This is a genomic window from Shewanella sp. ULN5, assembly GCF_030731885.1.
Lineage (GTDB): Bacteria > Pseudomonadota > Gammaproteobacteria > Enterobacterales > Shewanellaceae > Shewanella > Shewanella holmiensis.
On the sequence record NZ_JAPJEE010000015.1, the window covers coordinates 59,077 to 85,966 of the forward strand.

Annotated in this window: 22 protein-coding genes and 1 riboswitch; of the genes, 4 read left to right on the forward strand and 18 right to left on the reverse strand. The window is 41.1% G+C overall.

The genetic code is table 11. The annotated features are described in order from the left end of the window. Positions 1-651: 651 nt before the first annotated feature. From ORI98_RS14090 to ORI98_RS14125, 8 genes are all read right to left on the reverse strand, one after another. A complete protein-coding gene (locus tag ORI98_RS14090; protein WP_306135631.1) occupies positions 652-2,040 on the reverse strand; it encodes a hypothetical protein in 1,389 nt (462 codons plus the stop codon). After that, the gene (locus tag ORI98_RS14095; protein WP_306135632.1) at positions 2,037-2,468 is read right to left on the reverse strand and encodes an ATP-dependent RecD-like DNA helicase; all 432 of its coding nucleotides are present in this window, start codon (positions 2,466-2,468) and stop codon (positions 2,037-2,039) included. Before ORI98_RS14095 ends, ORI98_RS14090 begins: the two co-directional genes overlap by 4 nt. A gap of 27 nt (positions 2,469-2,495) precedes the next feature. Beyond that, positions 2,496-3,479: a hypothetical protein gene (locus ORI98_RS14100; protein ID WP_306135633.1), complete on the reverse strand. Its 984-nt coding sequence runs from the start codon at positions 3,477-3,479 to the stop codon at positions 2,496-2,498. Beyond that, positions 3,472-5,682 (reverse strand): site-specific integrase, encoded by a 2,211-nt coding sequence (locus ORI98_RS14105; protein ID WP_306135634.1) that lies wholly within the window; start codon positions 5,680-5,682, stop codon positions 3,472-3,474. The genes ORI98_RS14100 and ORI98_RS14105 overlap by 8 nt, the downstream gene beginning before the upstream one ends. Positions 5,683-5,691: 9 nt before the next feature. After that, positions 5,692-7,722 (reverse strand): hypothetical protein, encoded by a 2,031-nt coding sequence (locus tag ORI98_RS14110; RefSeq protein WP_306135635.1) that lies wholly within the window; start codon positions 7,720-7,722, stop codon positions 5,692-5,694. A gap of 85 nt (positions 7,723-7,807) precedes the next feature. After that, positions 7,808-7,963, reverse strand: coding sequence for a hypothetical protein (locus tag ORI98_RS14115; RefSeq protein ID WP_306135636.1), 156 nt, complete (start codon positions 7,961-7,963; stop codon positions 7,808-7,810). An 18-nt stretch (positions 7,964-7,981) separates the two neighbouring features. After that, on the reverse strand, positions 7,982-9,340 hold the full coding sequence (gene lysC / locus ORI98_RS14120) for a lysine-sensitive aspartokinase 3 (RefSeq protein WP_306135637.1): 1,359 nt from the start codon (positions 9,338-9,340) through the stop codon (positions 7,982-7,984). Positions 9,341-9,419: 79 nt separating this feature from the next. After that, positions 9,420-9,595: riboswitch (Lysine riboswitch) on the reverse strand. 280 nt (positions 9,596-9,875) lie between these two features. After that, on the reverse strand, positions 9,876-10,304 hold the full coding sequence (locus tag ORI98_RS14125; protein WP_261297196.1) for a DUF3293 domain-containing protein: 429 nt from the start codon (positions 10,302-10,304) through the stop codon (positions 9,876-9,878). Between the two features lie 606 nt (positions 10,305-10,910). Here ORI98_RS14125 and arcA point away from each other — a divergent pair. Beyond that, positions 10,911-11,627: a two-component system response regulator ArcA gene (arcA, locus tag ORI98_RS14130; RefSeq protein ID WP_261297197.1), complete on the forward strand. Its 717-nt coding sequence runs from the start codon at positions 10,911-10,913 to the stop codon at positions 11,625-11,627. A 118-nt stretch (positions 11,628-11,745) separates the two neighbouring features. Here the strand turns inward: arcA and ORI98_RS14135 are convergent, their stop codons facing one another. Further along, on the reverse strand, positions 11,746-12,078 hold the full coding sequence (locus tag ORI98_RS14135; protein WP_306135638.1) for a DUF3392 domain-containing protein: 333 nt from the start codon (positions 12,076-12,078) through the stop codon (positions 11,746-11,748). 62 nt (positions 12,079-12,140) lie between these two features. On the opposite strand from ORI98_RS14135, the gene ORI98_RS14140 reads away from it, so the two are divergent. Then, positions 12,141-13,067: a D-2-hydroxyacid dehydrogenase gene (locus ORI98_RS14140; protein WP_306135639.1), complete on the forward strand. Its 927-nt coding sequence runs from the start codon at positions 12,141-12,143 to the stop codon at positions 13,065-13,067. Between the two features lie 169 nt (positions 13,068-13,236). Then, the gene (locus ORI98_RS14145; protein ID WP_167675466.1) at positions 13,237-13,428 is read left to right on the forward strand and encodes a bacterioferritin-associated ferredoxin; all 192 of its coding nucleotides are present in this window, start codon (positions 13,237-13,239) and stop codon (positions 13,426-13,428) included. Between the two features lie 455 nt (positions 13,429-13,883). Here the strand turns inward: ORI98_RS14145 and parC are convergent, their stop codons facing one another. The 7 genes from parC to nudF all read right to left on the reverse strand — a co-directional run bounded on the left by parC (position 13,884) and on the right by nudF (position 22,006). Next, positions 13,884-16,187: a DNA topoisomerase IV subunit A gene (gene parC, locus ORI98_RS14150; protein WP_306135640.1), complete on the reverse strand. Its 2,304-nt coding sequence runs from the start codon at positions 16,185-16,187 to the stop codon at positions 13,884-13,886. Further along, positions 16,180-17,352: a sorbosone dehydrogenase family protein gene (locus ORI98_RS14155; protein ID WP_306135641.1), complete on the reverse strand. Its 1,173-nt coding sequence runs from the start codon at positions 17,350-17,352 to the stop codon at positions 16,180-16,182. Before ORI98_RS14155 ends, parC begins: the two co-directional genes overlap by 8 nt. A 94-nt stretch (positions 17,353-17,446) precedes the next feature. After that, on the reverse strand, positions 17,447-19,333 hold the full coding sequence (gene parE / locus ORI98_RS14160) for a DNA topoisomerase IV subunit B (protein WP_261297202.1): 1,887 nt from the start codon (positions 19,331-19,333) through the stop codon (positions 17,447-17,449). Between the two features lie 47 nt (positions 19,334-19,380). Next, positions 19,381-19,956, reverse strand: coding sequence for a YqiA/YcfP family alpha/beta fold hydrolase (locus ORI98_RS14165; protein ID WP_306135642.1), 576 nt, complete (start codon positions 19,954-19,956; stop codon positions 19,381-19,383). Positions 19,957-20,027: 71 nt separating this feature from the next. Continuing rightward, positions 20,028-20,867: a 3',5'-cyclic-AMP phosphodiesterase gene (gene cpdA, locus ORI98_RS14170; protein WP_306135643.1), complete on the reverse strand. Its 840-nt coding sequence runs from the start codon at positions 20,865-20,867 to the stop codon at positions 20,028-20,030. A 32-nt stretch (positions 20,868-20,899) separates the two neighbouring features. After that, the gene (locus ORI98_RS14175; protein ID WP_306135644.1) at positions 20,900-21,334 is read right to left on the reverse strand and encodes a DUF1249 domain-containing protein; all 435 of its coding nucleotides are present in this window, start codon (positions 21,332-21,334) and stop codon (positions 20,900-20,902) included. Between the two features lie 45 nt (positions 21,335-21,379). After that, a complete protein-coding gene (nudF, locus tag ORI98_RS14180) occupies positions 21,380-22,006 on the reverse strand; it encodes an ADP-ribose diphosphatase (protein WP_306135645.1) in 627 nt (208 codons plus the stop codon). Positions 22,007-22,517: 511 nt separating this feature from the next. Between nudF and tolC the strand changes: the two genes are divergently transcribed. Further along, a complete protein-coding gene (gene tolC, locus ORI98_RS14185; RefSeq protein WP_306135647.1) occupies positions 22,518-23,825 on the forward strand; it encodes an outer membrane channel protein TolC in 1,308 nt (435 codons plus the stop codon). 367 nt (positions 23,826-24,192) lie between these two features. Here the strand turns inward: tolC and lysS are convergent, their stop codons facing one another. Together lysS and prfB are read right to left on the reverse strand one after the other, a co-directional pair. Further along, positions 24,193-25,695 (reverse strand): lysine--tRNA ligase, encoded by a 1,503-nt coding sequence (lysS, locus tag ORI98_RS14190; RefSeq protein ID WP_306135648.1) that lies wholly within the window; start codon positions 25,693-25,695, stop codon positions 24,193-24,195. A gap of 55 nt (positions 25,696-25,750) precedes the next feature. Then, positions 25,751-26,849 (reverse strand): peptide chain release factor 2 gene (gene prfB / locus ORI98_RS14195; RefSeq protein ID WP_188840196.1). Its coding sequence is split into 2 segments (ribosomal slippage): positions 25,751-26,773 and positions 26,775-26,849, totalling 1,098 coding nucleotides; the frame shifts between segments, so codons are not numbered across the junction. Between the last annotated feature and the right edge of the window lie 41 nt (positions 26,850-26,890).

Consider the following 26,890-nt stretch of genomic DNA (forward strand, 5'->3'; position numbering starts at 1 on the left):
TCATTACTTCGTAACGCGTTTTTGTCCATTTTCAAGTTAGCATGGATAATACATTTCTGTCGGATAGACGACACTTGTTACCAAGTGCCGCCCTCCTAAGAACCCAGCGTGCAACTTTCACTGCACTAGGCTCAAGCCTCCACAAAGGTATCGTTTGATACCCAGCAACTTATAAAGCAGTGAGAGCAGGTTCATTCCAAGCGTTACGAGCTTGCCTTTTCGATTTTCTCCTAGCCAAGTATTCTTGGTAACTAAACGAGCCGCGTTGTTGAAGTAGCATCTGCCACTGAGTAGTTGTTCTGTATGTTTTCATCACCTGCTCCAAATTTATCATTGAGCAGGTATTTTTAGACAATCAGCACATCGATGCTAGGTGTACTTCGCTAGACGCATACACTCAATTATACAAAGGCTTTACAAATTATTTTCAATTACCTTAAATTATTTGTTGTTGGAATATTATCAAAATTGCTGAAATTTGTTCCACTGAAGGCAATGCCAGGTTTGGCGAGGGAAGTGACGATAGGGAACTCAGAGCATTCCTTGATATATAGTTAGGAGTCTGGCGAGTATCCGCATCGTCGTAGACTCCTCACTACAAGCGGCATTTGAGCTTGACTAATCAATCGAATATAAGGGGGGGAATTAGGTTTAAGCCGTGTTATAATCAAGCTGCTTATCAGCTCCTTCTATAGCTTTCTCTAGCATCTTCACTCCTTTAGCAAGAATCGGATTATCATCAAGCATTTTCTGATGTTTGCGAGATGTCGATAGCGCCGTATTTAGTAACATATCTAATTGCGACTCTTGTATGATGCGTTCTATCGTTCTGATGTATCTTTTGGTAGTAGCAACACGTACATGCCCAAGATGCTGCTTCAAGATGGTATGAGCGTCATTCACAATAAGTTGATTCATATAGCTCAAACTCGCTAGTAACCCGTTATTTTTGAGATATCGGTAAAGCATCTGAGTAACACCTGTGTGCCTAAGTATGTGCGAATGAGCCTCGATATTAATACGTTTTGCGCATTCTTGTATCTTGTTCTGGTAATCTCTTACTGATACTGGGGTGCCGTTTCTTTTCAACCATGTAGGAGACTCCTTCGCCGTGCGCCTAGTATTTAGGGCATACTTGGTTTTGCAATATCTGTCACGATATTTTTTTAATCGCTGATTATATGTTAACCCACTCTCTGGTTTCTCATATACATGGTGAAAAACCTCCATCATATTGACTGGAGCTAACAAACTTTTGGTCTTGCCGCCCTTGGCTATATACCTAAGTCTTTGACTGGTGAGGTTGTCGCGTTTCATCTCTAGATAGCTAGACCACTTAGGATTCAATTTATTGCTGCCCAGCGGGAAGCAATTGATCAAAGCCGATATTCTTAAGCATGTCACTAATTCGGTATACGCCATTACCGCATATACTGAATCGACTTTATGTAGCTCTGCATAGAGTAACCAGAATTGCTCCATACTCAGTATGGAGTCCTTATAATCATCGTGGCGTTCCTTCCAGTTTTGATCAATGGCGGTTTCCGTTTCTCCAACTTGTTCATTTCTGTGATCGGTATGCGATAGAATGTTATCATCCTGGCTTTGATCAATAACCACCTCGTTCGTTTGGGGCATCATCATTTCGTGTTCAACACCTTGCAAGGTAAGGAATCGATAGAACTGACGCCACGCTTTCACGTACTGTTCGATACTATCTCCAAGCCACCCCCCTTCGTAGTACATACTGTTAATAAGGGGCTCCATATTGCCAACGTATGTCGCTGTCAAATAATGCACACCAATACTGCCATCAGTCTGAACTTGTTTTGCCAATTGATTAATCAAGTAAGTCACGCGCTGAACAGCATCAATTACGCTCTTCATCCCACATTTTTTTCTAAGCTTTGTGTCTACTTGCTGCGGATACCTGTGCTTACAGATTGCATAACGTAGTATCAACCTATCGGGTGTGTGAGTACATTCATCAAATGCAATTGGGTAATCAATGCCATCCTCATATCTCAGGTATACACTCATACATCCAACCCCACACTGATATTGTCTGCTTTAAAACCTGCATTGATGGCTGCTTGCAGCCCATCCTCCTCTACCAACAAAATAACCTTGTATTTAGCTCGTGTTAGCGCTGTATACAACCAACTTCGCTCAACCATAATGCACTTTTCTACAACTACTATGACAGCACCAAACTCAGAGCCTTGAGCAGCATGACAGGTAATCCCATAAGCATGTTGTAAATGGTAAGTACCGCTCTCATCGTCCTGAATATCGCGTCTTGTCAACATAACCTGCTCACCATTGAACGATGCAACCAGCACTGGAACCTCAACACCTTCTATTTCAGTCATTGATTCTGCTTCAACAATCCCCGTTGAGCCATTTACCAGCCCAAGTTCAGCATCATTCACCTTATATATCACACTTGCTAATTTTTTCGTTAGCATAGGCTTCTTTTAATTCATCTCGTGTCATCACTCACCTCTTACTACAATCATTTCATCAAAGTCTTCAACTCGAAGGTTTGGGAATTCGAGAGATTCTGCTTTATTCAACAAAAACTCTTCATCCATTCGCTTTGACGGTTCTCTGCGATTATTACGAGCTTTCAAAGTGGTGATAGCTACAAGAAATACAACCACACATATCTTTATGGTGGTCTTCGCACGATGCTTGTTTATTAGTGATATCCATTCTAGACGACTGGTATATGATAGATTCGTCGCATCAATGATCACTGAATGCATTTCTGGAAAAATATTCGAATAATCTTTAGCCCAAGTAGTTTTTCCTGCACAAGGTGGCCCTACAAGCAAATAAACGCGAGAAGGTAATGAGCGACGCAACGCTTCATTAAGCTCCTCTCTAGAGAGTTCCCACGCTTTTTCTCTTACGGCGAAATCGTTGAAATGATATTGCCCATTCTTCCATAAGTGCCTGTCGGGGGAGATTACTATCGCCTCACTGAATATACCTCTCTCGGATTTTGACACTCTAGATGCAAAGTTAACGACATCAAACATATGGTCGCTTTGCAGACGTACTTTTTGCTTTAAAACTCCAACCGTTTCTTGCAATGATACGATTTGTTTCTCTTGATTGATAAGTTCCAAGCACACTTGTCTACGCCCTTCATCAGCCTCCGCTTTTTCCTTCTGCAGTTTGTTGACGACTGTATCTTCGCAGTAACTATCGAAGTCCTTCTGGAATCTTTGAACCGAATCACGAACCACATGGTATTTAGCTAATGCTGTAGCATCCTTGAGCTTGCCTTTGTTGTAAAAGTACGTTCTATTAACCCTTGCCGCCTTTAGCACTTCTGCTGCACTAGCAATGGTTTTTTTGCCATTTGCTATAGCTTCAATTTTTAGTTTCCCAAATTCAGATTCTAGATCTGAAACACGCTGATCGTGAGTTCTACTATCACGCTTAGTCTGGGGCTTTTCTTCTTTAGACATCAAAATACCCCTGCTCTCGTTCACTTGCATAGAGCTGCTTTAACAATCCCCCGTAGTTTTCTTTGAATTGTTTTGAATCATTAAGCGCTTCTGATTCCGCTATCACTGGGTAGTAGGTTTCTACAAAGTGCTTTGCATCTTCATCAATGTTGTTGACATCACCAGTGATCTTTCGATACACATTGGTATACCAATCAAATTGTTTTAGAAGCGGCATGGAATACTGTTTAGTAAGCAGTGCGTCATTGCAAGATGCCCCTATACATTGCGCAGGGTTCGGTAGTTGAGGTAAAGCTCCAAACATTGCTCTACTAACACCCGCTTTGTCTCGCTCCAGCTTGTTACTTATTGCAGTGCATGGACTATCACTACTATGATTTGTAGCTCTCATGCAAATGACCCCCATTGGAGTTAGCAAGGTATGTGTTTGCTCATTTTGCATATCATCAAAAATTAGCTGAGTTAGAGTATCGACAAGGCGCTTATGTACATCCGCCTCAGTAAGACTGTTGTTTGTTAATCCTAACTCCTTAATCATTTCCGTTCGAATTTCAGATTCTAAGTAAGCTGCGCCTTTTAGTAGTTCCTCGCCTTTGCTACCTGAAATTTCTCCATCAGCAATAGCTTTAGCTATATTGTGTGCTGTTTGTGATTGCATTTCGAGGATTTGCTTCTTTCGCTCCTCTTGCACAAATCGATTATGCATAATGTATTGCTCAGGCATTAGGTTGTTTGAGTGACCGAATAGCTTTTTAAGGATTAAGATTGCTAAAGTGCTACTCCTTCCAACATAACCAGCGAGTGTTGCTCTTATGCAATGACATGTTGCTTCATCATCATTATCAGAAATAGTATCTAGTTTTATACCAATGGTTGATGCAAATTTTTTTAGATATGAATTTAACGTATCCCCTTTATTTATTCTTAACGTTTTATGGCTTGAAGCCTTTCCTCTATGGGCATAAACTTTAATCTGAAGCAAAGAATCTTCATCTTTATCCAATCGCAACCAGTTGAGTAATTTTAGAGCTTTAACTGTAGGCTCACCAATAGGAATAAGGATGGTGTTCTTTGTTTTTTTTAAATCTGCACGAATAAACCAAATGCGATAATGTTCGCTATAGTGCAGGCAGTCAGCCTTGAGGTTACGTAGATCACTATTTCTTAATCCTGTAGTTAGCGCCAATATCCATATAGCAGCATTTCGAGCTAGCTCAAAAAGCTCTTTAAACCAGTTAACCTTCAGCCATATACGGTCTTTAGTGTTATCGTCTTTAAAGATATGTCGCTTTAGTATTGGGTATGATTTTAATAACTCTGAATGCTCTTTTAACAGTTTTTTAAAAGTTATGTCCTCGCCAATCTGTCTCGTTAAAGTATATGTATCTAAATCACCTTTCCCAACTGAAAAGTCTCGTATGTACTTCATAATTTTTAAACCATGCGCTTCAAAGTCTTTGTCAACCATCTCTACTCCTCCTTCCGTAGATACCGTTAACCCATCAAAAAATGGCATCGCTATTTTCACAATGTTTGATACTGCCTGATCCGTTAGTGCAGCGAAGGGTTTCTTTGTTCTAACGACATCAGTTAGTATTTCAGAATGATTGTAGTACCATGCATGTAGAGACACACCTTCATTAGTCCAAGGAGTTATGAACCCTCCACAAACCAAAGCAAGATGCTCGTTGTATTGGAATTTCTCAATCCAATCTAAGGCGGTGATAGCTCGACGGCTCAGCGTGCCATAGCTTTGGTAGATAAAAGTTAGAGCTAGTGAAATGTCATTGGGCGATAGCTCTTCAAAACTTGTGAAGGGAGAACCTGGTTTGGCCTTTAACAATGGGTTATTATCCACTTCCAAAGTTGGAACTATTTTAGTTATAATTTCCATAATGCAAGTTCTGGCATAGCTTGGAGACGTACCGTGGAATTTCACGGTTAAGACCAACAGTATTTTAAGAATAGTCTGCAAAGGTAAATAGCTTTCTGAAGGAATAAATTTTTCGAAATGCAAATTATAAGCTTCCCCTTCTAACTCCCAAGTAGTGGCCTCAAATGGCGAGGAAGTAACCGACGAAATATCCTCTTTCGAGTATATAGATATTACTTTATGTAGCCATGCCCATTGAGCCTTACCGCGCTCAAAATCACTATTATTGTGGCTTTGAATACTTATATTGTTTATAAATTCCTGTTCCATGCTAATAACTTAGTTTAAGATTGGTGGGACAAGTGGCATGTTATTCATATCCGCTTCAGATGCAAGCTGATAGCCTTTTTCGACAATCAGTTCGCCATCAGGATGTTCTGTTCTAAACCTCTCTAACGTATCGATTGCGATAGCTTTTCTATCTGCCAAAAGATCATCTACTGGCTTAGGTAGACTATCGTATTGGATCATTCGAGCGCATATTCTCGGTATATTTCGTGCATATACCGTAGCTCTTTCACAACCTAGACATAGATCGTAATGCGTACAACGACCAGAAATAGGAATATCATGGCTTGGATTGAATTGATCATCACAATCACAGAGGTATACTGGGACGCGATTGGATTGCTCTGACTCTTCATGTTTAATTTTTCCTTTGAATAATAATGCTTCTTCGAGCATTTTATTTGTCAAAGCTACCACCGCACTGCTATATGCTAGGTGGCCTGCCCCTGTTTTCATTATGTAGGATGTTATCGTGGTATCAAAAGATTCATGGTCTAGGGCATTACGCAAATCTCTTGCAAGTTCCTCTGGGCTGGTAGCTTCTTCAATTGCAGCGGCTAGCTTGGCTCCAGTATAAACTTTACGAAATTTGACAGTGGATAAAAACTCAATTCTCTTGTCATCATCTGAGTATATCGGATACATATTACAAAACTCGCGCACGCCACCAAGCTGGCTCATTGAGCCAGAGTAAAAAGTATCGTTTCTAGAGTACTCATTGAGTCTATCAAACAACTCTAAAACCTTAAAAAGGTGTGAATCAATCGGAACTCTAATATCTATTCTTTTTCTTTGCCTTCCTTTTTGCTTCCAGCCAGATAAACGAAGAACTTTTCGTTTTAGAAGTAAAGCCGTATCAGCACCTAACTCAACATCAAAAGAGTCCTTCCAATAAGTTCCTTTATTATATTTACCAAGTGTTTTGATAACTTCAAAATTCACCCCTGTTTGAGCCATTATATATACGGCTATAGCGACTTGGTTGATTTTTGCTCGAAAAAAAATTATATTTTCGAAGGGAAGTCCTTTCATTCCACCATCGTCAACTGAATTAGCAAGTAGCCCGTATTTATCTGACAAATACTCCCTAAATCCCTTGCCCAACTCTGGTGAATTCCGGTCAATCATAATTATGACCTTCCCAAACCAATTACCACTTGGAAATTGCAATTGATTTGGCAGGTCTGCTTGCTTTAGAAAAACAAGTAAATTAGCAAGCACTGTTTTATAAGCATCTATCGGATTACAATGAAAAAGCTCAATTATTTTGGCTATAGATGAGTTGAGTCTACCTACGCCTTCAGGAAGTACTAAAACTCCTCTTTGAAAAAGTTCACTTGGATCTGCTTCATCGAGTTCTTCAAACCTTTCTTTCATGAGTTCAATTCGATGCATTGCGAAAGCTAAGATTTGCATCATTTCCCTATCAGAATAAGTATTTGTCTCAAATAGAGTTTCAATATCATCGATAGATTTATTTTGAGGAGTATTTCTACGGCCTTGAGAAAAGACTTTGTAGCTAAGTTCATGTTCGCTGATGGATGGATGAAGAGACAATATATCTCTTATATGATGAGAGGCGTCTTTGTTTGTGTTTTTAAACTCATCGTATAAGAATCTATTAACTTGAGACAGTTCAGTGAAATTATCTCTAAGTGATAAGAACTTAATAAACGACTTGAGCGCCGACATTTTTTTTCCAACAAGCCTCACTGTACGTTTCTGTATGGTGACCCATTTTATGAATGCTCGTGCCAAACCTCTTTTAATCTCAATCGAAAGACCGTCTTTAGAGTCGCAAGCCCAAACTTTAGATTGTGCTCCGCCAATGACGTGTAATCCAAGCAGGGCTGTAGTTTCGCTATTGCGCACAAACCACACCTTAGCTTTCTTTAAGCGATCCGCAACATCTATCAAAATAAAATCTTGATAAAGGGGTAACGTATCATCGCTAATAATCACTCCCTTGTTTGCTGAGGATGCTTTAGTAGCGCCTAAACGATTTAATTTTTTCTTTGCCATAGTACCCTATATGATAAATCACGCACTTATGCATTAAGGCTAGTAAAAAAATGGATACTGTCAAGTCGTATCCTATTTACTTTATTTACGTATTATGCACTTCAGCGCCATGCACATTGGCCTGTACATACACTGTCGGAGCACGGTTATCTGTGCCTTTAAAAGTAAATAAAGGCACGCTGAGTACTTGGCCTGCGGCAAGTTCACCGACATTCGGAGCGCTAGTTATTGCTTTGGTCATTAATGACTCCGTCACCCATTACTCAAACAGGTTTTGATGTAATGCTAACACCACTTGCGCAGCTTCTGCTTCATCCACTAGCACACATAAGTTATGTGGGCTGGCACCTTGGCAAATCATTCGCACATTGTGCTTTTCTAATACCTGAAACACTCGACTGCAAATGCCCGCTGTTGAGGCGATTTTATTACCAATAATCGCCACTAAGGCTAGCTTATCTTCAACGCGAACACGGCAATGTTGTGACAATTCTTGCAATAAAGATTCACTTAACAATCCCTGACCACTGGAATCTGAACCTGTTTTGTCTAACGTAAGTGAGACGTTTACCTCTGAGGTAGTAATCAAATCGACCGAGATTTTATGACGCGCTAATGTGGCAAAAGTTTCAGCTAAAAAACCCTGGGCATGGAGCATTTGTAAACTGTGAAGATTTAATAAGGTTTGATCGCGACGTAATGCCACCGCGCGGTAAACTGGCGTATCTTCGACTTGATGGCGGATCCAAGTTCCACCGGCTTCAGGGTCTTTACTTGAGCCGACAAACACCTGAATTTTCTGGCGAACGGCAGGTAAGATAGTGGCAGGATGCAAGACTTTGGCACCAAAAGTGGCCATTTCAGCGGCTTCGTTAAAACTGATTTCTGCAATTGGGCGCGCATTGGGGGCTAAACGCGGGTCAGTAGTATAAATACCTGCAACGTCAGTCCAAATTTCAACAGCATGGGCTGATAACGCTTCTGCTAATAGCGCTGCAGAGTAATCACTGCCACCACGGCCTAATGTGGTTGTACGCCCCTGTTCGTCAGCACCAATAAAGCCTTGAGTCACTATCACTTGATTGGCTAATAAGGGCTGTAAAAAATCACCGGACAAGTTGGCAATTTGTTCAATTTGCGGCTCAGCTCGGCCAAAATGGCTATCAGTACGTAATACCTGACGCACATCAAACGCACTTGATGCAGTCCCCTTTTCACGGATAACCGCGGCAAATAGCACTGATGAACACTGTTCACCCATTGAAAGCAATTCATCCATTAGGGCTTTGCTGCGATCGAGTACCAATGATTCGCTTAACACTGACATCCGGCTCAGTAATTTATCAATTTGTGCGGCAATATCTTGCGGGCGGCCCAGCTCGTCAATAATACGATATTGAATTTGCGCGACCTGCTTTAATAAACTTAAACGACGTTCGTCATTTACGTTGGCGCTGGTAAGTTCCACCAGCAAATTCGTCACACCACTTGATGCACTAACGACTACAACACGGGTATTAGGATTAGATAAAACGATATCCGCGCAACGACTCATTGCAGGGTAATCTGCAACAGAGGTTCCACCAAACTTGGCTACAACTAATTGATTTAACGACATGAAATACGCTCCGAACTAAACTTCGTTCGAAGAGCCTGGTGCAAAGATAACGCACCCTTAAAGAAGGGAAACAGCAATCACCACCAGAAGCTCTCCACCAAAAAAACAGGTGACAATCGTTAGGATTCAACCCAATCGACCGATAAATAAAATAACCAAATTTGATTTATCTCGGCGTTAATCTCCCTCGTAAGCGGTCATGGGAATTGGTCTTCCTCAAGCTTACTACCTAGTTAACGCTCCTCTTCTGTGCCTCCATTAAGGAGGGATGTGCAAAATAGCAATAAACCTATGGCTAAGTCAATGGACAAAATATCAACTTGAAGCGTTAAAAAATAAATGCACTATTTTATGTTCCACACAATGAAACAATCGCTTGATGATGGGACAGATAAAAAATGACAAATTACAGCGGTATTGGTGTGGATGGGATGAGCATAATGTGTAAATCAGTCATAGGTATTAGAAAATCAATACTATTTGTTAATTTTATTGTCTCATAAAAAAATTAACAAATGTGCGAGAGCGGAATTTACTACAACTCAGGTAAATCACTGACTAATTTCAAACGCTGATGAAACAATCCCATAGGTACTTCATCTCGGTGAGGCTCAAAGCAAGCGATTAGTGATAGTAAGCCTTGATTTACATAATAAATAGCATGCTGCCCAAACTCTCTACCCAGCTCAAGCGCTTGATCTTTATCTATAAATATAGCCCAGCTTTTTTCCATATGCGACAAATCAGGAGCCGCACCAATCAAGCAGCGATACGGACTTCGGTATTCGAGAATCTTTGATTGAAGCGCCCTGTCTCTCAAACGGTTCTGGCTTGGGGTTAACACGCTACCTAGGGGATTATGTGCTGTAACAATTGCAAAAGAAAAATCATTGGATAAAGGCTGAGTAAGTAAAAATTCAGTTTTTTGATAATCCTGCCACAGCATGTCGATAACATTTTCCATAATAAATCTCACCAAATAAGCCGAAAACAGTGTAGCAGATAGGTTTAAATAACGAAAGATTTGTGACGTCAGTCACAATACAGAAAAGACACAAAGACTATATAAATCAATTAAATAAATTAAATATACGACTTTAACTAAACCTTTGTTAATAATTTTATTAACAATTCATTTGTTAACAAATACAGAAAAAGGGTACAATAACCATCAGTAGCTCATAAATCGTCACAAAAAGCCTACTTCAGCGATATTTTGTAACGTTTCTATTTATGATTTATTGAGCTAAAGTTTTACCACTGCACAATAAATGTTCTACTTTTAAAGGCCTGTGAGTAAATACAGAGGTTTAGTTAACATCTACAGGAACTTTTAACGTATTTTAAGTTCACAGTGTATAGCAGCGGTATTACCCTTTTTTGACAAAGACGTTTTTAACGGCTTGTGTAAAACTCATTCGGATATCAAATGAGAGAGTGTTTAAGTTCAGGGTAGACATAGTTAAACACCCAATAATAGAGATTTTTACGTGTGCAGAAGCGCAGACGGACAACGCTAGCCTAGATGCTAGATAACGAATTTTATCATTTTTATTTTAGGTAACTTATTATGCAAAACCCACATATTTTAATTGTTGAAGATGAAGCTGTAACTCGTAACACCTTACGTAGCATTTTTGAAGCTGAAGGCTATGTTGTCACTGAAGCAAATGACGGCGCTGAAATGCACAAAGCAATGCAAGAAAACAAAATTAACTTAGTGGTGATGGACATTAACTTACCGGGTAAAAATGGTTTGTTATTGGCTCGCGAACTTCGTGAAATCAACAATATCGGCTTAATCTTCTTAACCGGTCGTGATAATGAAGTTGATAAAATTTTAGGTTTAGAAATTGGCGCAGATGATTACATCACTAAACCATTTAACCCTAGAGAATTAACTATTCGTGCACGCAACTTGTTAACTCGCGTGAACAGTGCTGGCACTGACAACGAAGAAAAGGGTTCAGTTGAGCACTATCGTTTCAACGGTTGGAGCTTAGAAATCAACAGCCGTTCTTTAGTTAACCCACAAGGTGAGTCTTACAAGCTTCCTCGCAGCGAATTCCGCGCGATGCTTCACTTTGTTGAAAACCCAGGCAAAATTTTAACTCGTGCCGACCTGTTAATGAAAATGACTGGCCGTGAGCTTAAGCCACACGACCGTACGGTTGACGTGACTATTCGTCGTATTCGTAAGCACTTTGAAAGCCTAGCGGACACGCCGGAAATCATCGCGACAATCCACGGCGAAGGCTATCGTTTTTGTGGTCAATTAGAAGACTAATTATCATTTTCGATGCGATTTGGATCAGATGAAAAAAACCGAGCATTAATGCTCGGTTTTTTTATGCTTATCCTAATTCTAAACCTTGCTGGGTTAAGATTATTGATGCAAATATTGACTAAACTTGACGGTTTTTCTGCGCCCAAAAACCTAACAGCATAAAACTGCCCAATACAATTAATAGCATCCAATAACCAGGCATTAATTTAAGTTGTTTTGCCAGTATTGGAGTTAATGTGACAATGGCTAATCCATAACCAAATGCATTAATCATTACAAACACCAATGTGCGCACAATAAAGCCCTGGCCTGTTAATAATCGTCTAACAATACGATTGATATCAACAGCAAACATCACTATCACACAAGCCACAATGGCGGTGCTCACTTCACTTACCCATGGCAACATAAAGCTTGCCAGCTGATTTAACATCGAAATAATTTGATTCAAATACACCTCATATCTACTATTGCGCTATCAACTCCTTGATATCACACTACTGGGTCATTGTTATGGTTAATAAGTTACTATTGCTAACACGAGAAAACGAGGTTTATCGTGATTTATTAATAAAACGCAATTTAACGGATTTAGTCATCTTAGGCGACTCCCCTAATAGTATAACCGAAGCGAATATTTGGTTTGCTGAACCATCTCTTGCCACACCTTTACTGAACCACGCTAGGCAGTTACGTTGGTTGCAATCAACCTTTGCAGGGGTGGATAAGCTGATGTCACCAAAGCTTAGACAAGATTATCAATTAACCAATGTGCGCGGCATATTTGGCCCATTAATGAGTGAATATCTATTTGGGTATTTACTGGCGCACAATAGGCAGCATCAGCATTACCATCAACTGCAACAACAAAGACAGTGGCAACCTGGTCATTATAAAACCCTTCAAGGTCAACAACTGTTATTACTAGGCACAGGCTCTATCGCACAACATATCGCGACGACGGCAAAACACTTTGGCATGACGGTTATAGGGATTAACCGACAAGGGCAAGCCATATCAGGTTTCGATCTGGTCGATAAGATTGATAATTTATTGCTGCATTTGCCTGAAGCTGACGTCATTGCCAGTGTGTTACCGGATACGCCTGCAACCAAAAATATTCTCAACCGTCACAGTTTAGCCCGACTAAAATCTGATGCTGTATTGTTTAATTTAGGACGAGGCAATGTGCTCGACCTCGATGCATTGGCCGCACAATTAGTACTAAAGCCTGATCAGCAGGCGATTTTAGATGTTTTCAACCAAGAACCCTTACCCAGCAATCATCCCATCTGGCTAGCGGCAAACGCCATCATCACACCACATGTCGCCGCCCCAAGCTTTCCGCAGCAAATTATTGATGTTTTTAGTCAAAATTACGCTTTATGGTGTAATGATCAACCATTAAATTTTCGCGTTGATTTTGAAAAAGGTTATTAATTATCAATCTGTTATAAATACATCATAATGAGTAAACCTGACTAAAAGTGATAAATGTATCATTTTTACTCAAAAGTTATTGCCAATGATAACTGTTTTCATTTAGAATTAGATTCATTGAAGAACGCTATGTTGTTTATAACTTATTTCACTAGATGTAGAGGCTAATATGTACGTTTGTCTTTGTCATGCAATTACAGATAAGCAAATTAAAGAGGCAGTTAGCCAAGGCGATTGCTCATTGGCTGATGTTAAAAAACGTCTAGGCGTGGCAGATCAATGTGGAAAATGTGCCAGAATGGCAAATCAAATTATCCAAACTCAATTAGAGTTCGAGCCAAACTTTTACGAAGTGGCATAACGTTAACATTTTATCCTTGATATTCTTGCGCAGAGTGTTTAAGCGCTCATCGCAATACTCGCAGAACCTCCCTCGGCTGAATAACTTTACCCCTGTAAGTTAACATATTTTCATTGCACAGTTTACGAGCAAAAAATCCGCTTAATTCTGGTAACTTTTTTGTCGATGCAATTGACGATTTAATCAAATAAACAGCGACATCAGCATTGCTCATATTTATAAACTGACAATTAAAACTAGATGCCTGTACAGCTCTACAACACCTTGAACCGCCAATAATAAAGCTCTGTTGTCAGTGAGCTATGCCAAGTTTTGCAGTAAACCTCAGCTTGATAAGTGTTTATTATGTCAATTTGAGGTTATCGACTGATTGATAAAATGCTTATCAATAAAAAAGCCCACGTGTTCACGTGAGCTTTTATGGTTTATCAGAGAATAAAGTTTATGACAATAAGCTATTCTTCACTGATCTGTGGCTCTGAAGCGGTATCATCAATAGCCAGTTCTACTGTTTCAATATCGACACTATCAACGCGCTGCAAGCCTCTTGGCAATTTAGCTCCTCTACGTCCACGTTCACCACGATAATGCTCTAAATCGCTGGCTTTAAGTGTTAGCTTGCGCTTACCAGCCCAAAGGGTCACTGCAGCACCATTAGGCACAACATTTAAATGCAGTAATAGCTCTTCACGATTTTTGGCACGTTCACTTGGAATACCGATAATCTTGTTCCCTTTACCTTTAGATAATTGCGGTAAAGCATCTAAACTGAACATCAACATACGGCCTTCACTGGTGATCGCCAGTAATGATTGATCTTTGTCTTTACTGATCAATTTTGGCGTCATGACCTGTGCGTTAGCAGGTAAAGATAATAATGCTTTACCTGCTTTATTACGGCTAACCATGTCTGCATAGGCTCCAATAAACCCATAACCCGCATCACTGGCTAATAAATAGCACTGTTCATCTTCACCCATGATAACGTGTTGCATTACCGCACCAGGTGCCATATTAAAGCGGGTGGTGATGGGTTCGCCCTGACTTCTGGCTGATGGTAGTGTGTGGCTGTCGGTGGCAAAGGCTCGACCGGATGAGTCCACAAATACGGCGGCTTGATTACTTTTCCCCATGGCACTGCATAGGTAACTGTCACCCGCTTTATAGTTTAATCCTTGTGCATCAACATCATGGCCTTTAGCGCAGCGCACCCAACCCTTTTCTGACAACACAACAGTCACCGCTTCCGTTGGGGTTAACTCTTGCTCGGTTAATGCTTTAGATTCTTTACGCTCAATAATCGGTGAGCGACGGTTGTCGCCAAAGGTTTCACCATCTTGAATAAGCTCTTTTTTAACCAGGGTTTTTAAACGACGATCTGAACTTAAAATCAATTCCAGTTTGTCACGCTCAGCCATCAATTCATTTTGTTCAGCGGTAATTTTAAACTCTTCTAGCTTGGCAAGATGACGTAATTTTAACTCTAAAATTGATTCTGCTTGTTTATCACTTAAGTTAAAGCGAGCCATTAATTCCGCTTTAGGCTCATCATGGAAGCGAATGATTTCAATCACTTCGTCTATATTCAAAAACGCAATCATTAACGCTTCTAAAATGTGTAATCGCGCTAACACCTTATCTAAACGGTATTGTAAACGGCGAGTCACGGTTGATACCCGATACTCTAGCCATTCGGTTAACATGGGCAGCAAGCCTTTGACTTGCGGACGTCCATCTAGTCCTAACACGTTTAAGTTGATGCGAAAGCTTTTTTCTAAATCGGTTGTCGCAAATAAGTGCGCCATCAATTGATCGCAATCAACCCGATTAGAGCGCGGTACAACAACTAATCTAACTGGGTTCTCGTGATCAGACTCATCACGTAAATCACTGACCATGGGCAGTTTTTTTGCCTGCATTTGAGCCGCGATTTGTTCTAAAATTTTGCCACTACCTGCCTGATGAGGCAGCGAGGTAATGATGATTTCGTGGTTATCGACATGATAAACCGCACGCATTTTGATAGAACCGCGACCGGTTTGATATATTTTTTCGATGTCAGTACTTGGGGTAATGATTTCGGCTTCTGTTGGGTAATCAGGGCCCGGTACCAACTCCATTAAGCGCGCAAGGTCAGTTTTAGGATTATCCAATAACTCAACACAGGCAGATACTAACTCACGCACGTTATGCGGCGGAATATCGGTAGCCATGCCGACAGCAATCCCCGTAATACCGTTTAATAAAATGTGCGGTAATCGTGCAGGTAATGTTTTAGGTTCTTTTAAGGTACCGTCAAAGTTAACGCCCCACTCTACTGTACCCTGGCCTAATTCAGACAATAGTACTTCAGAGAATTTTGACAATTTTGCTTCGGTATAACGCATTGCCGCAAATGATTTAGGATCGTCTGGCGCCCCCCAGTTACCCTGACCATCTACCAGCGGATAACGATACGAGAACGGCTGGGCCATTAATACCATCGCTTCGTAACATGCGCTGTCACCGTGTGGGTGATACTTACCTAATACGTCACCAACTGTACGGGCTGACTTTTTAGGCTTTGATTGGGCGGATAGCCCAAGTTCGCTCATTGCATAAATAATGCGTCGCTGAACAGGCTTTAAGCCGTCACCAATATGCGGTAATGCACGATCCATAATCACGTACATTGAATAGTTTAAATAAGCCTCTTCGGTGAATCGGCGCAGTGGCATTTGCTCTACGCCATCTAAGCTTAATTCAATCGCATCACTCATCGGTGCTTTCCTGTGTTTGATCAGCGGCTTTATAGAACAAACGGTACACGTTGCCTTTTAAGTCATCTGAAATATAAATTGCGCCATCTGGTGCGGTTAGCAAATCAAATGGTCGAGCGACGGGAAACTCTCCGTCTAAAAAGCTCACAACGGTTTCCCGATCTGAGATAGTGGTTTTAGGTTGGCTGTGATCTAGGGTTAACATCACAATTTGATAACCCACTTTGCTTGAGCGATTCCATGAACCATTTTCAGCTAAAAACAACTGCTGTTGGTAACGCTCAGGAAATTGCTTACCATGATAAAAATGCACCCCTGTTGGTGCAACATGGGCGGGTAATTCGAAAACTGGCGGAGTAATTTTTAAATTAGTGGGTTTGTCGTAAGCAGGCTCTTTGACATCAGCAGCATGAATATAAGGAAACCCAAAATGCGCACCTTTTACATCAATGCGATTAATTTCATCGGCAGGTAAATTATCACCCATCCAGTTGCGCCCAAGATCGGCAAACCACATTTGATTTGTCCCCGGTTCCCAATCAAAACCTGTGACACTGCGAACGCCTAATGCAACTTGCTCGCTCGCCCCAGTTTGCACGTTAATCGCTAAAATACTGCCATAAGGAGCAGGTGCCTCGCATACGTTACAAGGCATGCCTAAAGCGATATATAAACGCCCATCGGGCCCAAAGCGCATTGCTCGGGTATAACGTTTTTCTAAATCAGGTAAGTTGGTATACACTTCTTTCGCACGAGATGGCCGGCGTAAACGCTCTTCAATCTCTTCGTATTTGATGATGCGGTCTTCTTCACTGACGTACAAATCACCTTTATAGAAAGCAAGCGCATCTGGGTTTTCCAACCCTTTAGCCACCACATATCGCTTATCCACCTGACCATCTTGATCGTTATCCACTAAAGCGTAAATCGTACCGTTTTTTTGTGACCCCACAAATAACGTACCATTATCACCTAAGGCCATTTGCTTAATATCACCTAAATCAGAGGCGTATAAAGACAAGCCAAATCCTTTAGTGACGGTAATCATGACCGATTGAGTTGCATGAGCATAACCGACAATAACCGTGCTCAGCCCAAGCAATACACAGGCTTTAACGATCCATTCCCAACCATACACGAATGACTTCGATTTGATATACAACATCTAATTATTCTTTTGCCTCTAATTCTTATTATTGGCGGTAAAAAACTGCTGGAATAACGCTTTCAATAAACACGATGTCACTAGAAGCTTGTGTTTAAATTTGCGCTAAATCCCCTTTCGTTTCTAACCAACTCTTTCTATCTGGCGAACGTTTTTTAGCAAGTAACATATCCATCAATGCGTCGGTGCCATCATCATCATCAATGGTCAATTGCACCAAACGACGGGTATTAGGATCCATGGTCGTTTCACGCAATTGCAATGGGTTCATTTCACCTAGACCTTTAAAGCGCGTGACCTGAACTTTACCCTTTTTATTTTCTGCCTTAATACGATCTAAAATGCCGGTTTTTTCTGCTTCATCAAGGGCATAAAAAACCTCTTTGCCTAAATCGATACGAAATAACGGTGGCATTGCAATATACACATGGCCTTTTTCAACTAACACGCGGTAATGCTTTAAAAATAAAGCACAAAGTAGCGTGGCAATATGTAAACCATCCGAGTCAGCATCCGCTAAAATACAAATTTTACCATAACGTAACTCATCGATGTTGGCACTGTCTGGGTCACAACCTATGGCAACTGAAATATCATGAACTTCCTGTGAAGCCAACACCTGAGCAGAGTCAACTTCCCATGTATTCAGAATTTTACCACGAAGCGGCATAATAGCTTGAAACTCACGATCTCGCGCCTGTTTGGCGCTGCCTCCCGCAGAGTCTCCTTCCACTAAAAACAGCTCTCCACGCATCGGATCCTGGCCTGAACAATCAGTCAATTTACCTGGTAAAGCGGGACCTGATGTGACCTTTTTACGCGCCACTTTTTTAGCCGCTTTTAGACGTCGCTGTGCATTACTGATACAAAGCTCGGCTAACTGCTCTGCTAACTCTGTATTTGAATTTAACCATAACGAAAAGGCATCACGCACAATGCCTGACACAAACGCAGAACTTTGACGACTAGACAGTTTTTCTTTTGTTTGCCCTGCAAACTGAGGATCTTGCATTTTAATTGAAACAATAAACGCCGCTTTATCCCAAATGTCTTCTGGTGATAATTTAATGCCACGGGGCACTAAGTTGCGAAATTCACAAAACTCACGCATTGACTCTAACAGGCCTTGTCTAAAGCCGTTAACATGCGTGCCGCCTAATGGCGTGGGAATAAGGTTAACGTAACTTTCGTTAAGACTTTCGCCGCCTTCTGGTAGCCAAGTAATCGCCCACTCTGCGGCTTCAAGTTCACCTTTAAAGCTCCCGACAAAAGGCTCTTCAGGTAATAAAGGTGAATCCTTTACGGCTTCTTTTAAGTAATCGGTTAAGCCACTTTCGTAAAACCATTCATGCACTTCACCGTTTTGCTTATTGGTGAACTTAATTCTTAGCCCTGGGCATAATACGGCTTTGGCTCGCAAAATGTAGATTAGCTTTGAAGTAGAGAAGTTAGCTGAGTCAAAATAACTGCTATCCGGCCAGAAATGCACGCTAGTACCGGTATTGCGACGACCACAGGTGCCTGTAACCGTTAGCTCTTCAACTTTGAAACCATTTTCGAAGGCCATTTCGTACACTTGAGCATCGCGACGAACAGTAATTTGCACGCGCTTTGACAGCGCGTTAACCACTGAAATACCCACCCCGTGTAAACCACCGGAGAATTGATAATTTTTATTAGAAAACTTACCACCTGCGTGCAGTTTGGTCAGAATAAGTTCGACACCAGGAATCCCCTCTTCTGGGTGAATATCCACAGGCATACCACGACCATCATCAGTCACTTCAAGGGAGTTGTCGGCGTGTAATACCACTTCAATTTTTGACGCATGACCAGCCAGTGCTTCATCGACACTGTTATCAATAACTTCTTGACCTAGATGATTGGGGCGAGTGGTATCGGTATACATGCCCGGACGGCGTTTTACCGGGTCGAGTCCATTGAGGACCTCAATTGCATCTGAAGTATATTGGTTAGTCATATTCCACACATTTTGTTATTCATTAAGCAAGGGCTTAATTTTGATTGTTAAGGCAGCTGAAGAAATCGACAAATTTTATCAAGCTGTTGCTCGTATCCCACAAAACTGTGGTCGCCATTAGGTTCGAGATGTAATTCACAGCAATGATACTTGTGCAAAGCCTGACGATAATCTAACACTTCGTCACCAGTTTGCAACAAAACCAAGAATCTATCGGGATGGCGAATGACATTTGTGTCATATTCAGCCACAGCAATACGATCTTCATCTACGACCTGATAATGTTCACCAGTGTAGGGATTATATTGGTCGCCCAAAAACTCTTCAAATAAATCATACGGTTTTACTGCAGGATTCACTAAAACAGCTTTGCCACCGTATTTTTCGGCTAAAAAACTTGCAAAATAACCGCCTAATGACGAGCCAATAAATCTTACGGGCTCACCCTCGGCAACGGCGCGTTCGGTTAATGCGGTTAATAATGCCATTGCATCATGGATTGATGTTGGTATTTGTGGCTGATGAAACGTTAAATTGGGATAATTTTGCTGGATGTATTGCGCCGTTTTCACCGCTTTATCTGATTGATTAGAGCTATTAAATCCATGTATATAAAGCAGCATATATCCTCACGCTACGGTTAAGAATCTTAACGCGTTTTCACAAGCTTTTTAAGTAAGTTTTTCGAGAGAAGTTAGTAGCCGCTGGCTTCATTGTCTGGGGTAAAATGATCACCTGCAACACGGTAAACTTCAGAACGAATGCTACCATCGCACAGCAACTCCAGCAAACGATAACCGGGTTGAACACCATCTAAAGCAAAATGATCTGATAAAGGCTTGAATTGAATACATGTGGAAGGTGTAGCCATTAGCGCCACATCACCATGCGGTCCAGCATGCTGTTGGTTAACCTGCTGATGCACATGCCCCCACAATAAACCTTTTACTTGTGGATACTGACTGACACGTTCAACAAACTCTGAGCCATTTGCCATGCAATGCTGATCTAGCCAACCACATTGCATTAATATCGGATTATGGTGCATCACCAATAACACATGTTTATCAGGCTCAGCGTTAATAGCTGCATCAATCAAAAGAAACTGCTGCTCGCCCATGAAACCACCTGGTTTACCACGAACGGTAGAGTCCAACATCAAAATTTGCCAGTTACCAGCGAGAATGCGTTGTTGCCCAAACACATCTTTACCCTGCATATGTAACGCCATCATACGCGGGTCATCATGATTACCTGGCAGGTAATGACAAGGTAAATTCACACTGGCAATTTGGCTAACAAAATTATGGTAAGACGTAGCAGAATAATCCTGGCTGATATCACCAGAAGCAATCAGTAAATCGGCTTGTTCTGGAGAGTTTACGAAGGTATCAAGTACCGCTTGCAGACTCTTTGCAGTATTCACACCCAGAAGTTGAGATTCAGGATCAGCAAAAAGGTGCGGATCCGTAATTTGGATCAATCGCACCGATTGGTTGTCTTCAAAAGTGTAATTAACAGCTGACTTCAGCACTTACTATTCCCAAAATCTATTATTTCAAGTTATTACGACGGCACAATACTGTGGCATCCAATTTTTAATAACTCTTCCAAAAATGCATTCACCTGAAATTTCTCGTCTGCCTGATGCATATGTATATTGGGATAATCATATACTGGTTTAAAACTAAAAATCTGTTGGCTAGTTAACACTTCTGCTAATTGGGCATCATGATAAACCCGAACCACAACTTTAGGCGATGATACAAATAAGCTATGGGGTAGGCAGCGTGATATTTCAATTAACTGGGTATATTTGGTATTTTCCAGCAATGTAACCGCTAAAGATCCGAATTCACCTTCAATGGTCCATAGGGTGTCATGTTCAGATTCATCCGGTAACCACTTTAGAATCAGCGCATAGTTACGCCCACATAAGGCTAAAAAAGCGCTTACGTTAGGTTGGTATTTATTTTTTTCTAGCTGATTTAACCTAGTCACCTGATTAACCGCGCCCTCTGTATGTTATCAACAACATAAAATATTTTAGTTTTCTGACTGATATTGCTGATAATTCAACATCAACCATTGGATCCCAAGTACCGTTGATGCGTTATCAATTCGTCCCGACTGTACCCATTCATAGGCTTGAGCACGGCTAACAACATGCACTTTAATGTCTTCATCTTCACTATCTAAGCCATGTAAACCTTTAGCTTGGCTGGCATCAACCCGACCAAGATATAAATAAAATCGCTCACTGGTGCCACCGGGGCTCACTAAATAACTATTGATATAGTCAATATGACTGGCGATAAGGCCGGCCTCTTCAAAGAGCTCCCGACTTGCTACTTGCTCTGGGCTTTCTCCGGGCTCGATCATACCTGCCACAAGCTCAAGAAGCCAGATTGATTTAGTCGTTGCTAATGCTGGTACGCGTAATTGTTCAATTAATACGACCTTGTCCAAAATAGGATCATAGGGCAACACCACGACGGCATGGCCGCGTTCAAATACTTCACGGATGATTTCTCCACTCCAGCCACCGGCAAACAACCGATGTTTGAAGCGATACTCATCTAATCGAAAAAAACCTTTATAAAGAACACGTTTTGACAATAATTCAAAATCATCATCAGCGGTAAAACCTTCTGTCGTTTTATTATCTTTCATGGGTATTCCGGCGTTATATCGGCTAAATGCCAAGTGAAAAGTGCAACTTACTTAAATGGTAATAGCATATTGTTATAGCGCTAACTCTAGCGTGAAATAAAATCTGTTACACTTCAAAGTTGACTTACTATGAGAAGTTTTTAATATTCAATATTCTAACAAGTAAAATTTTACTTCTAATGAGTAACCCCTTACTCTGACAACTATAAGACAACATCGCTCAGAAGCAGAATCACTTTTGAACAGACAATGTTGCATTAGAGTAAGTGATGTAACATCTGACTATAGAGTTAGTAAATGTTTATACTATTAACTAGATAGTTAACAACTAAATTATTTATGCTTGGTAAAAAGGTGTTTTACACTAGCAATCCAGCATAGTGCTAGTCGCATTAATGTAGGTAGTTTCTCTTCATTGAGCGCTTTTATCAAACTAGCCACAAACTAAAACCTTAAAAAAGTTTGTTATTTCTATAACCAAATACATAAGCATTGTCTAGAAGGGCAGAAAATGAAATTCAAAATGGGTTCTTTATACGCAGCGTTATCGTTTGCAGTGATTGCACCGACAGTACAAGCTGACGATTTAATGCAAATATACCAACAAGCGCTGACAAGCGATCCAGTCGTATTACAAGCTCAAGCACAACGTAATGCCTTATACGAAAGGATTGAAGAAAATCGTGCACCATTATTACCAACCATTAGTGCAACCGTGGGTTACGCTAAAGCATGGAACAAGTATGATGGTAAAGAGACAGTTAAGCCTGAAGGCTTTACTGGTGGGGTGCAGTTAAGCCAGTTAATTTACGATCACAGTGCTTGGGTTGGTTTAGACCTAGCAGAAATGGCAGCATCTCAAGCGGATGCAGCTTATGCAACGTCATTACAAACGCTAATTACTCGTGTCACTAAAGCTTATTTTGATGTGTTAACGGCTAAAGACACCTTTGAATTCCAAGGTGCTGAAAAAGCAGCAATTGAGCGCCAACTTGAACAAACAAAACAACGTTTCGCTGTCGGTTTAACCGCAATTACTGACGTACACGAAGCACAAGCACAATATGACCTAGCGTCTGCACAAGAAATTTTAGCTGAAAATAATCTTGCGAACAGCTATGAAGCGCTGCGTGAAATTACCGGCATCGATCATAAATCTCTGAACATTTTAGACACTAATCGCTTTTCTGCTGGCGCTCCTGCTCCAGAAAAATCAACCGACTGGTTAAAAATGGCAGAAACGAGCAATCTATCGTTATTAGCTCAACGCATTGGTAAAGATATCGCAAGTGAAACGATCAAACTTTATAACGCTGGCCATATGCCTTCATTAAGTTTAGATGCAGGTTACACCAAAGGTTTTGACCAAAGCCCAACAGAAGACTTTGATAACAGTAACATTGGTATCACTTTACGCGTGCCAATCTTTGAAGGCTTTAAAGTGTCTTCGCAAGTAAAACAAGCGCAATTCCAATATGTCGAAGCAAGTGAAAAACTTGAACAAACTCATCGTGGTGTTGTAAAAGATGTGCGTAATAACTTCAATAACGTATCGGCTTCTATCAGTTCTATCAGAGCTTATGAGCAATCTGTCGTATCTTCAGAAAGTGCTTTAAAAGCGACTCAAGCAGGTTTTGAAGTAGGTACCCGTACTATCGTTGACGTATTAAACCGTACTCGTGACTTGTACGATTCAAAGCGTAAATTATCAGATGCACGATATGGTTATATCAATTCAATTGTGGCACTAAAACAAGCTGCTGGTACATTGAATGAAGATGATGTTATCGCCATCAACAATGGCCTAATGCCTCAATAGTGTTAAGTCGCTAGTAAATAAAAACGGCCTATTATGGCCGTTTTTTTATACATAGAAATCCCTGTTTCAGATTAAAACTCACTTAATTGAATATGATTAAGCTTAGGGTATGTTGACCTTTAAGGTTTTTTGCAGTGAATTGTTGGCCATTTATACAAGACAAAAGCCTTGTTGAGTGAGTTTTGCTTAGATGACTAAGCAACACTCCACTCGTCGCGGCTAATTCGTCTTTATCTCGAAAAATACGCCTCCAGCATAGATCAGCAGTCCCTAGTCTTATTTGAATTCAAGCCATAAAAAAACCAGCCATGCTTTCGAATAGGCTGGTTTTTAATGCAAATCGTTAAGCCAAAGGCTTAACCAACAATTATGCTTGTGGACGCATCGCAGGGAACAAGATCACGTCACGAATAGTATGAGTGTTAGTGAATAACATCACTAAGCGATCAATACCAATACCCTGACCCGCTGTTGGCGGTAAACCGTGCTCAAGCGCCGTAATATAATCAGCATCATAGAACATAGCTTCGTCATCACCGGCATCTTTTGCATCAACCTGTGCTTTAAAGCGGTTGTCTTGATCTTCAGCGTCATTTAATTCGCTGAAACCGTTGGCCACTTCACGACCACCGATGAAAAACTCAAAACGGTCGGTGATAAAATCATTGTCATCATTACGACGCGCTAACGGAGAAATATCCGCAGGGTAGCCAGTAATGAAAGTAGGTTGCATCAATTTAGGCTCAGCTGTTTCACCAAAAATTTCTTCTAAAAGTTGACCACAAGTCCAGAATTTCTCTAACTTGATGCCTAAGCTCTTAGCTAAATCACGCATGAACTCAACGTCTTTAACTTGCTCGTAAGTCATTGCTTGAATGGTTGCATTATCAGGGTTGTGCAGCTGAATGGCTTCTAACATGCTTAAACGAGCATACTTACCACCAAACTCAACGGTTTCTTCTCCGTAAGGCATGCTAGTACTGCCTAATAAATCCTGGGCAATTGAGCCAAGCATTTCTTCGGTAAGATCCATTAAATCTTTGTAATCAGCGTAAGCCATATAGAATTCCATCATAGTGAATTCTGGGTTATGGCGTGGTGATAAACCTTCGTTACGGAAGTTACGGTTAATTTCGAACACACGCTCGAAACCACCTACAACTAGGCGCTTTAGATACAGCTCTGGCGCAATACGTAAGTACATGGCCATGTCTAATGCATTGTGATGAGTAATAAATGGACGTGCTGAAGCACCGCCAGGAATAACATGCATCATTGGGGTTTCAACTTCCATGAATTCTTTTTTGATCATGAAGTTACGAATAGCCGAAACCACTTTAGAACGCATTACAAATGCATTGCGCGAGTCTTCGTTAACGATTAAGTCAACATAACGCTGGCGATAACGCATTTCTTGGTCTGTTAAGCCGTGGAATTTCTCTGGTAAAGGACGCAATGCTTTGGTCAGCAATTGGTACTCTTCCATATTGACATAAAGATCGCCCTTGCCAGATAAATGCAACTGACCTTTAACACCAATAATGTCACCGATATCTAGGCCTTGATAACGTTCTTTTAAATCACCTTGAACAGACTTTTCTGCATAAGCTTGAATACGGCCAGATACGTCTTGGATCACTAAGAAAGGACCACGTTTAGCCATGATACGGCCAGCAATACTGGTTTGAAAACCTAATGCTTCTAACTCTTCCTTGGTGTTCTCACCATATTTAGCTTGTAACTCTGCGGCTTTATGGCTGCGTTGCCATGTGTTTGGGTGCGCGTTAGCTGGACAGTTAGTGCGGATATGCTCTAATTTAGCACGACGCTCTGCAATCAGTTTGTTTTCATCTTGTACTTGTTCAGTCATGGTATATTCTCGTGTTTACTTGCGAGGGCAAGCCCTCGCGCGAATGTTAATTCGATTAAAGTCCTGATTTTAGGCTGGCTTCGATAAATCTATCTAAATCGCCATCCAACACAGATTGAGTATTACGATTCTCAACCCCTGTTCGTAAATCTTTAATGCGCGAGTCATCTAAAACGTATGAACGAATTTGACTGCCCCAACCGATATCCGACTTGGCGTCTTCAGCGGCTTGCTTATCAGCATTTTGTTTATACATTTCCAACTCGTATAGCTTGGCTTTCAACTGCTTGAATGCCGAGTCACGGTTTTTATGCTGTGAGCGGTCATTCTGACACTGCACCACAGTATTGGTTGGAAGATGGGTAATACGTACCGCAGAATCCGTTTTGTTTACGTGCTGACCACCGGCACCAGATGCGCGGTAGGTGTCAATGCGTAAATCTGAAGGATTAATTTCAATTTCAATGTCATCTTCGATTTCAGGATATACAAACACTGAGCAAAATGACGTGTGGCGTTTACCTGAAGAATCAAATGGCGATTTACGCACTAAACGATGCACACCGGTTTCAGTTCTCATCCACCCAAAAGCATATTCACCGGTAAATTTAATCGTTGCGCCTTTAATGCCTGCTACATCACCTGCGGTGACCTCGATTAATTCAGGGCTAAAATCATGGGCTTCACCCCAACGCAAATACATGCGCAAGACCATATTGGCCCAATCCTGTGCTTCGGTTCCGCCTGAGCCTGATTGAATATCAAGATAACAGCTTGCTGCATCATTTTTGCCCGAAAACATGCGACGGAATTCTAAATCAGCAAGACGCGCCTCTAAGCTGGCGATTTCATCGCTGGCATCGTTGAAGGTTTCTTCGTCATCTTCTTCAATGGCTAATTCCAATAAACCTTCTACATCTTCAAGGCCGCTGTCCATATCATCAATGGTCTTAACCACAGCTTCTAATGCTGAACGCTCTTTGCCTAAGGCTTGGGCGCGTTCAGGTTCGTTCCACACTTCAGAACTTTCTAACTCTCGGCTAACCTCTTCTAAACGCTCGCTTTTCGCAGCGTAGTCAAAGGTACCCCCTAAGAAGCTCTGTGCGCTCGGCCAGCTCCTTAATCTTGAATTTTACCGGATTAACTTCAAACATGAATTTTCAACTTTAAAATAGCGGTTAACAAAAGGTATAAC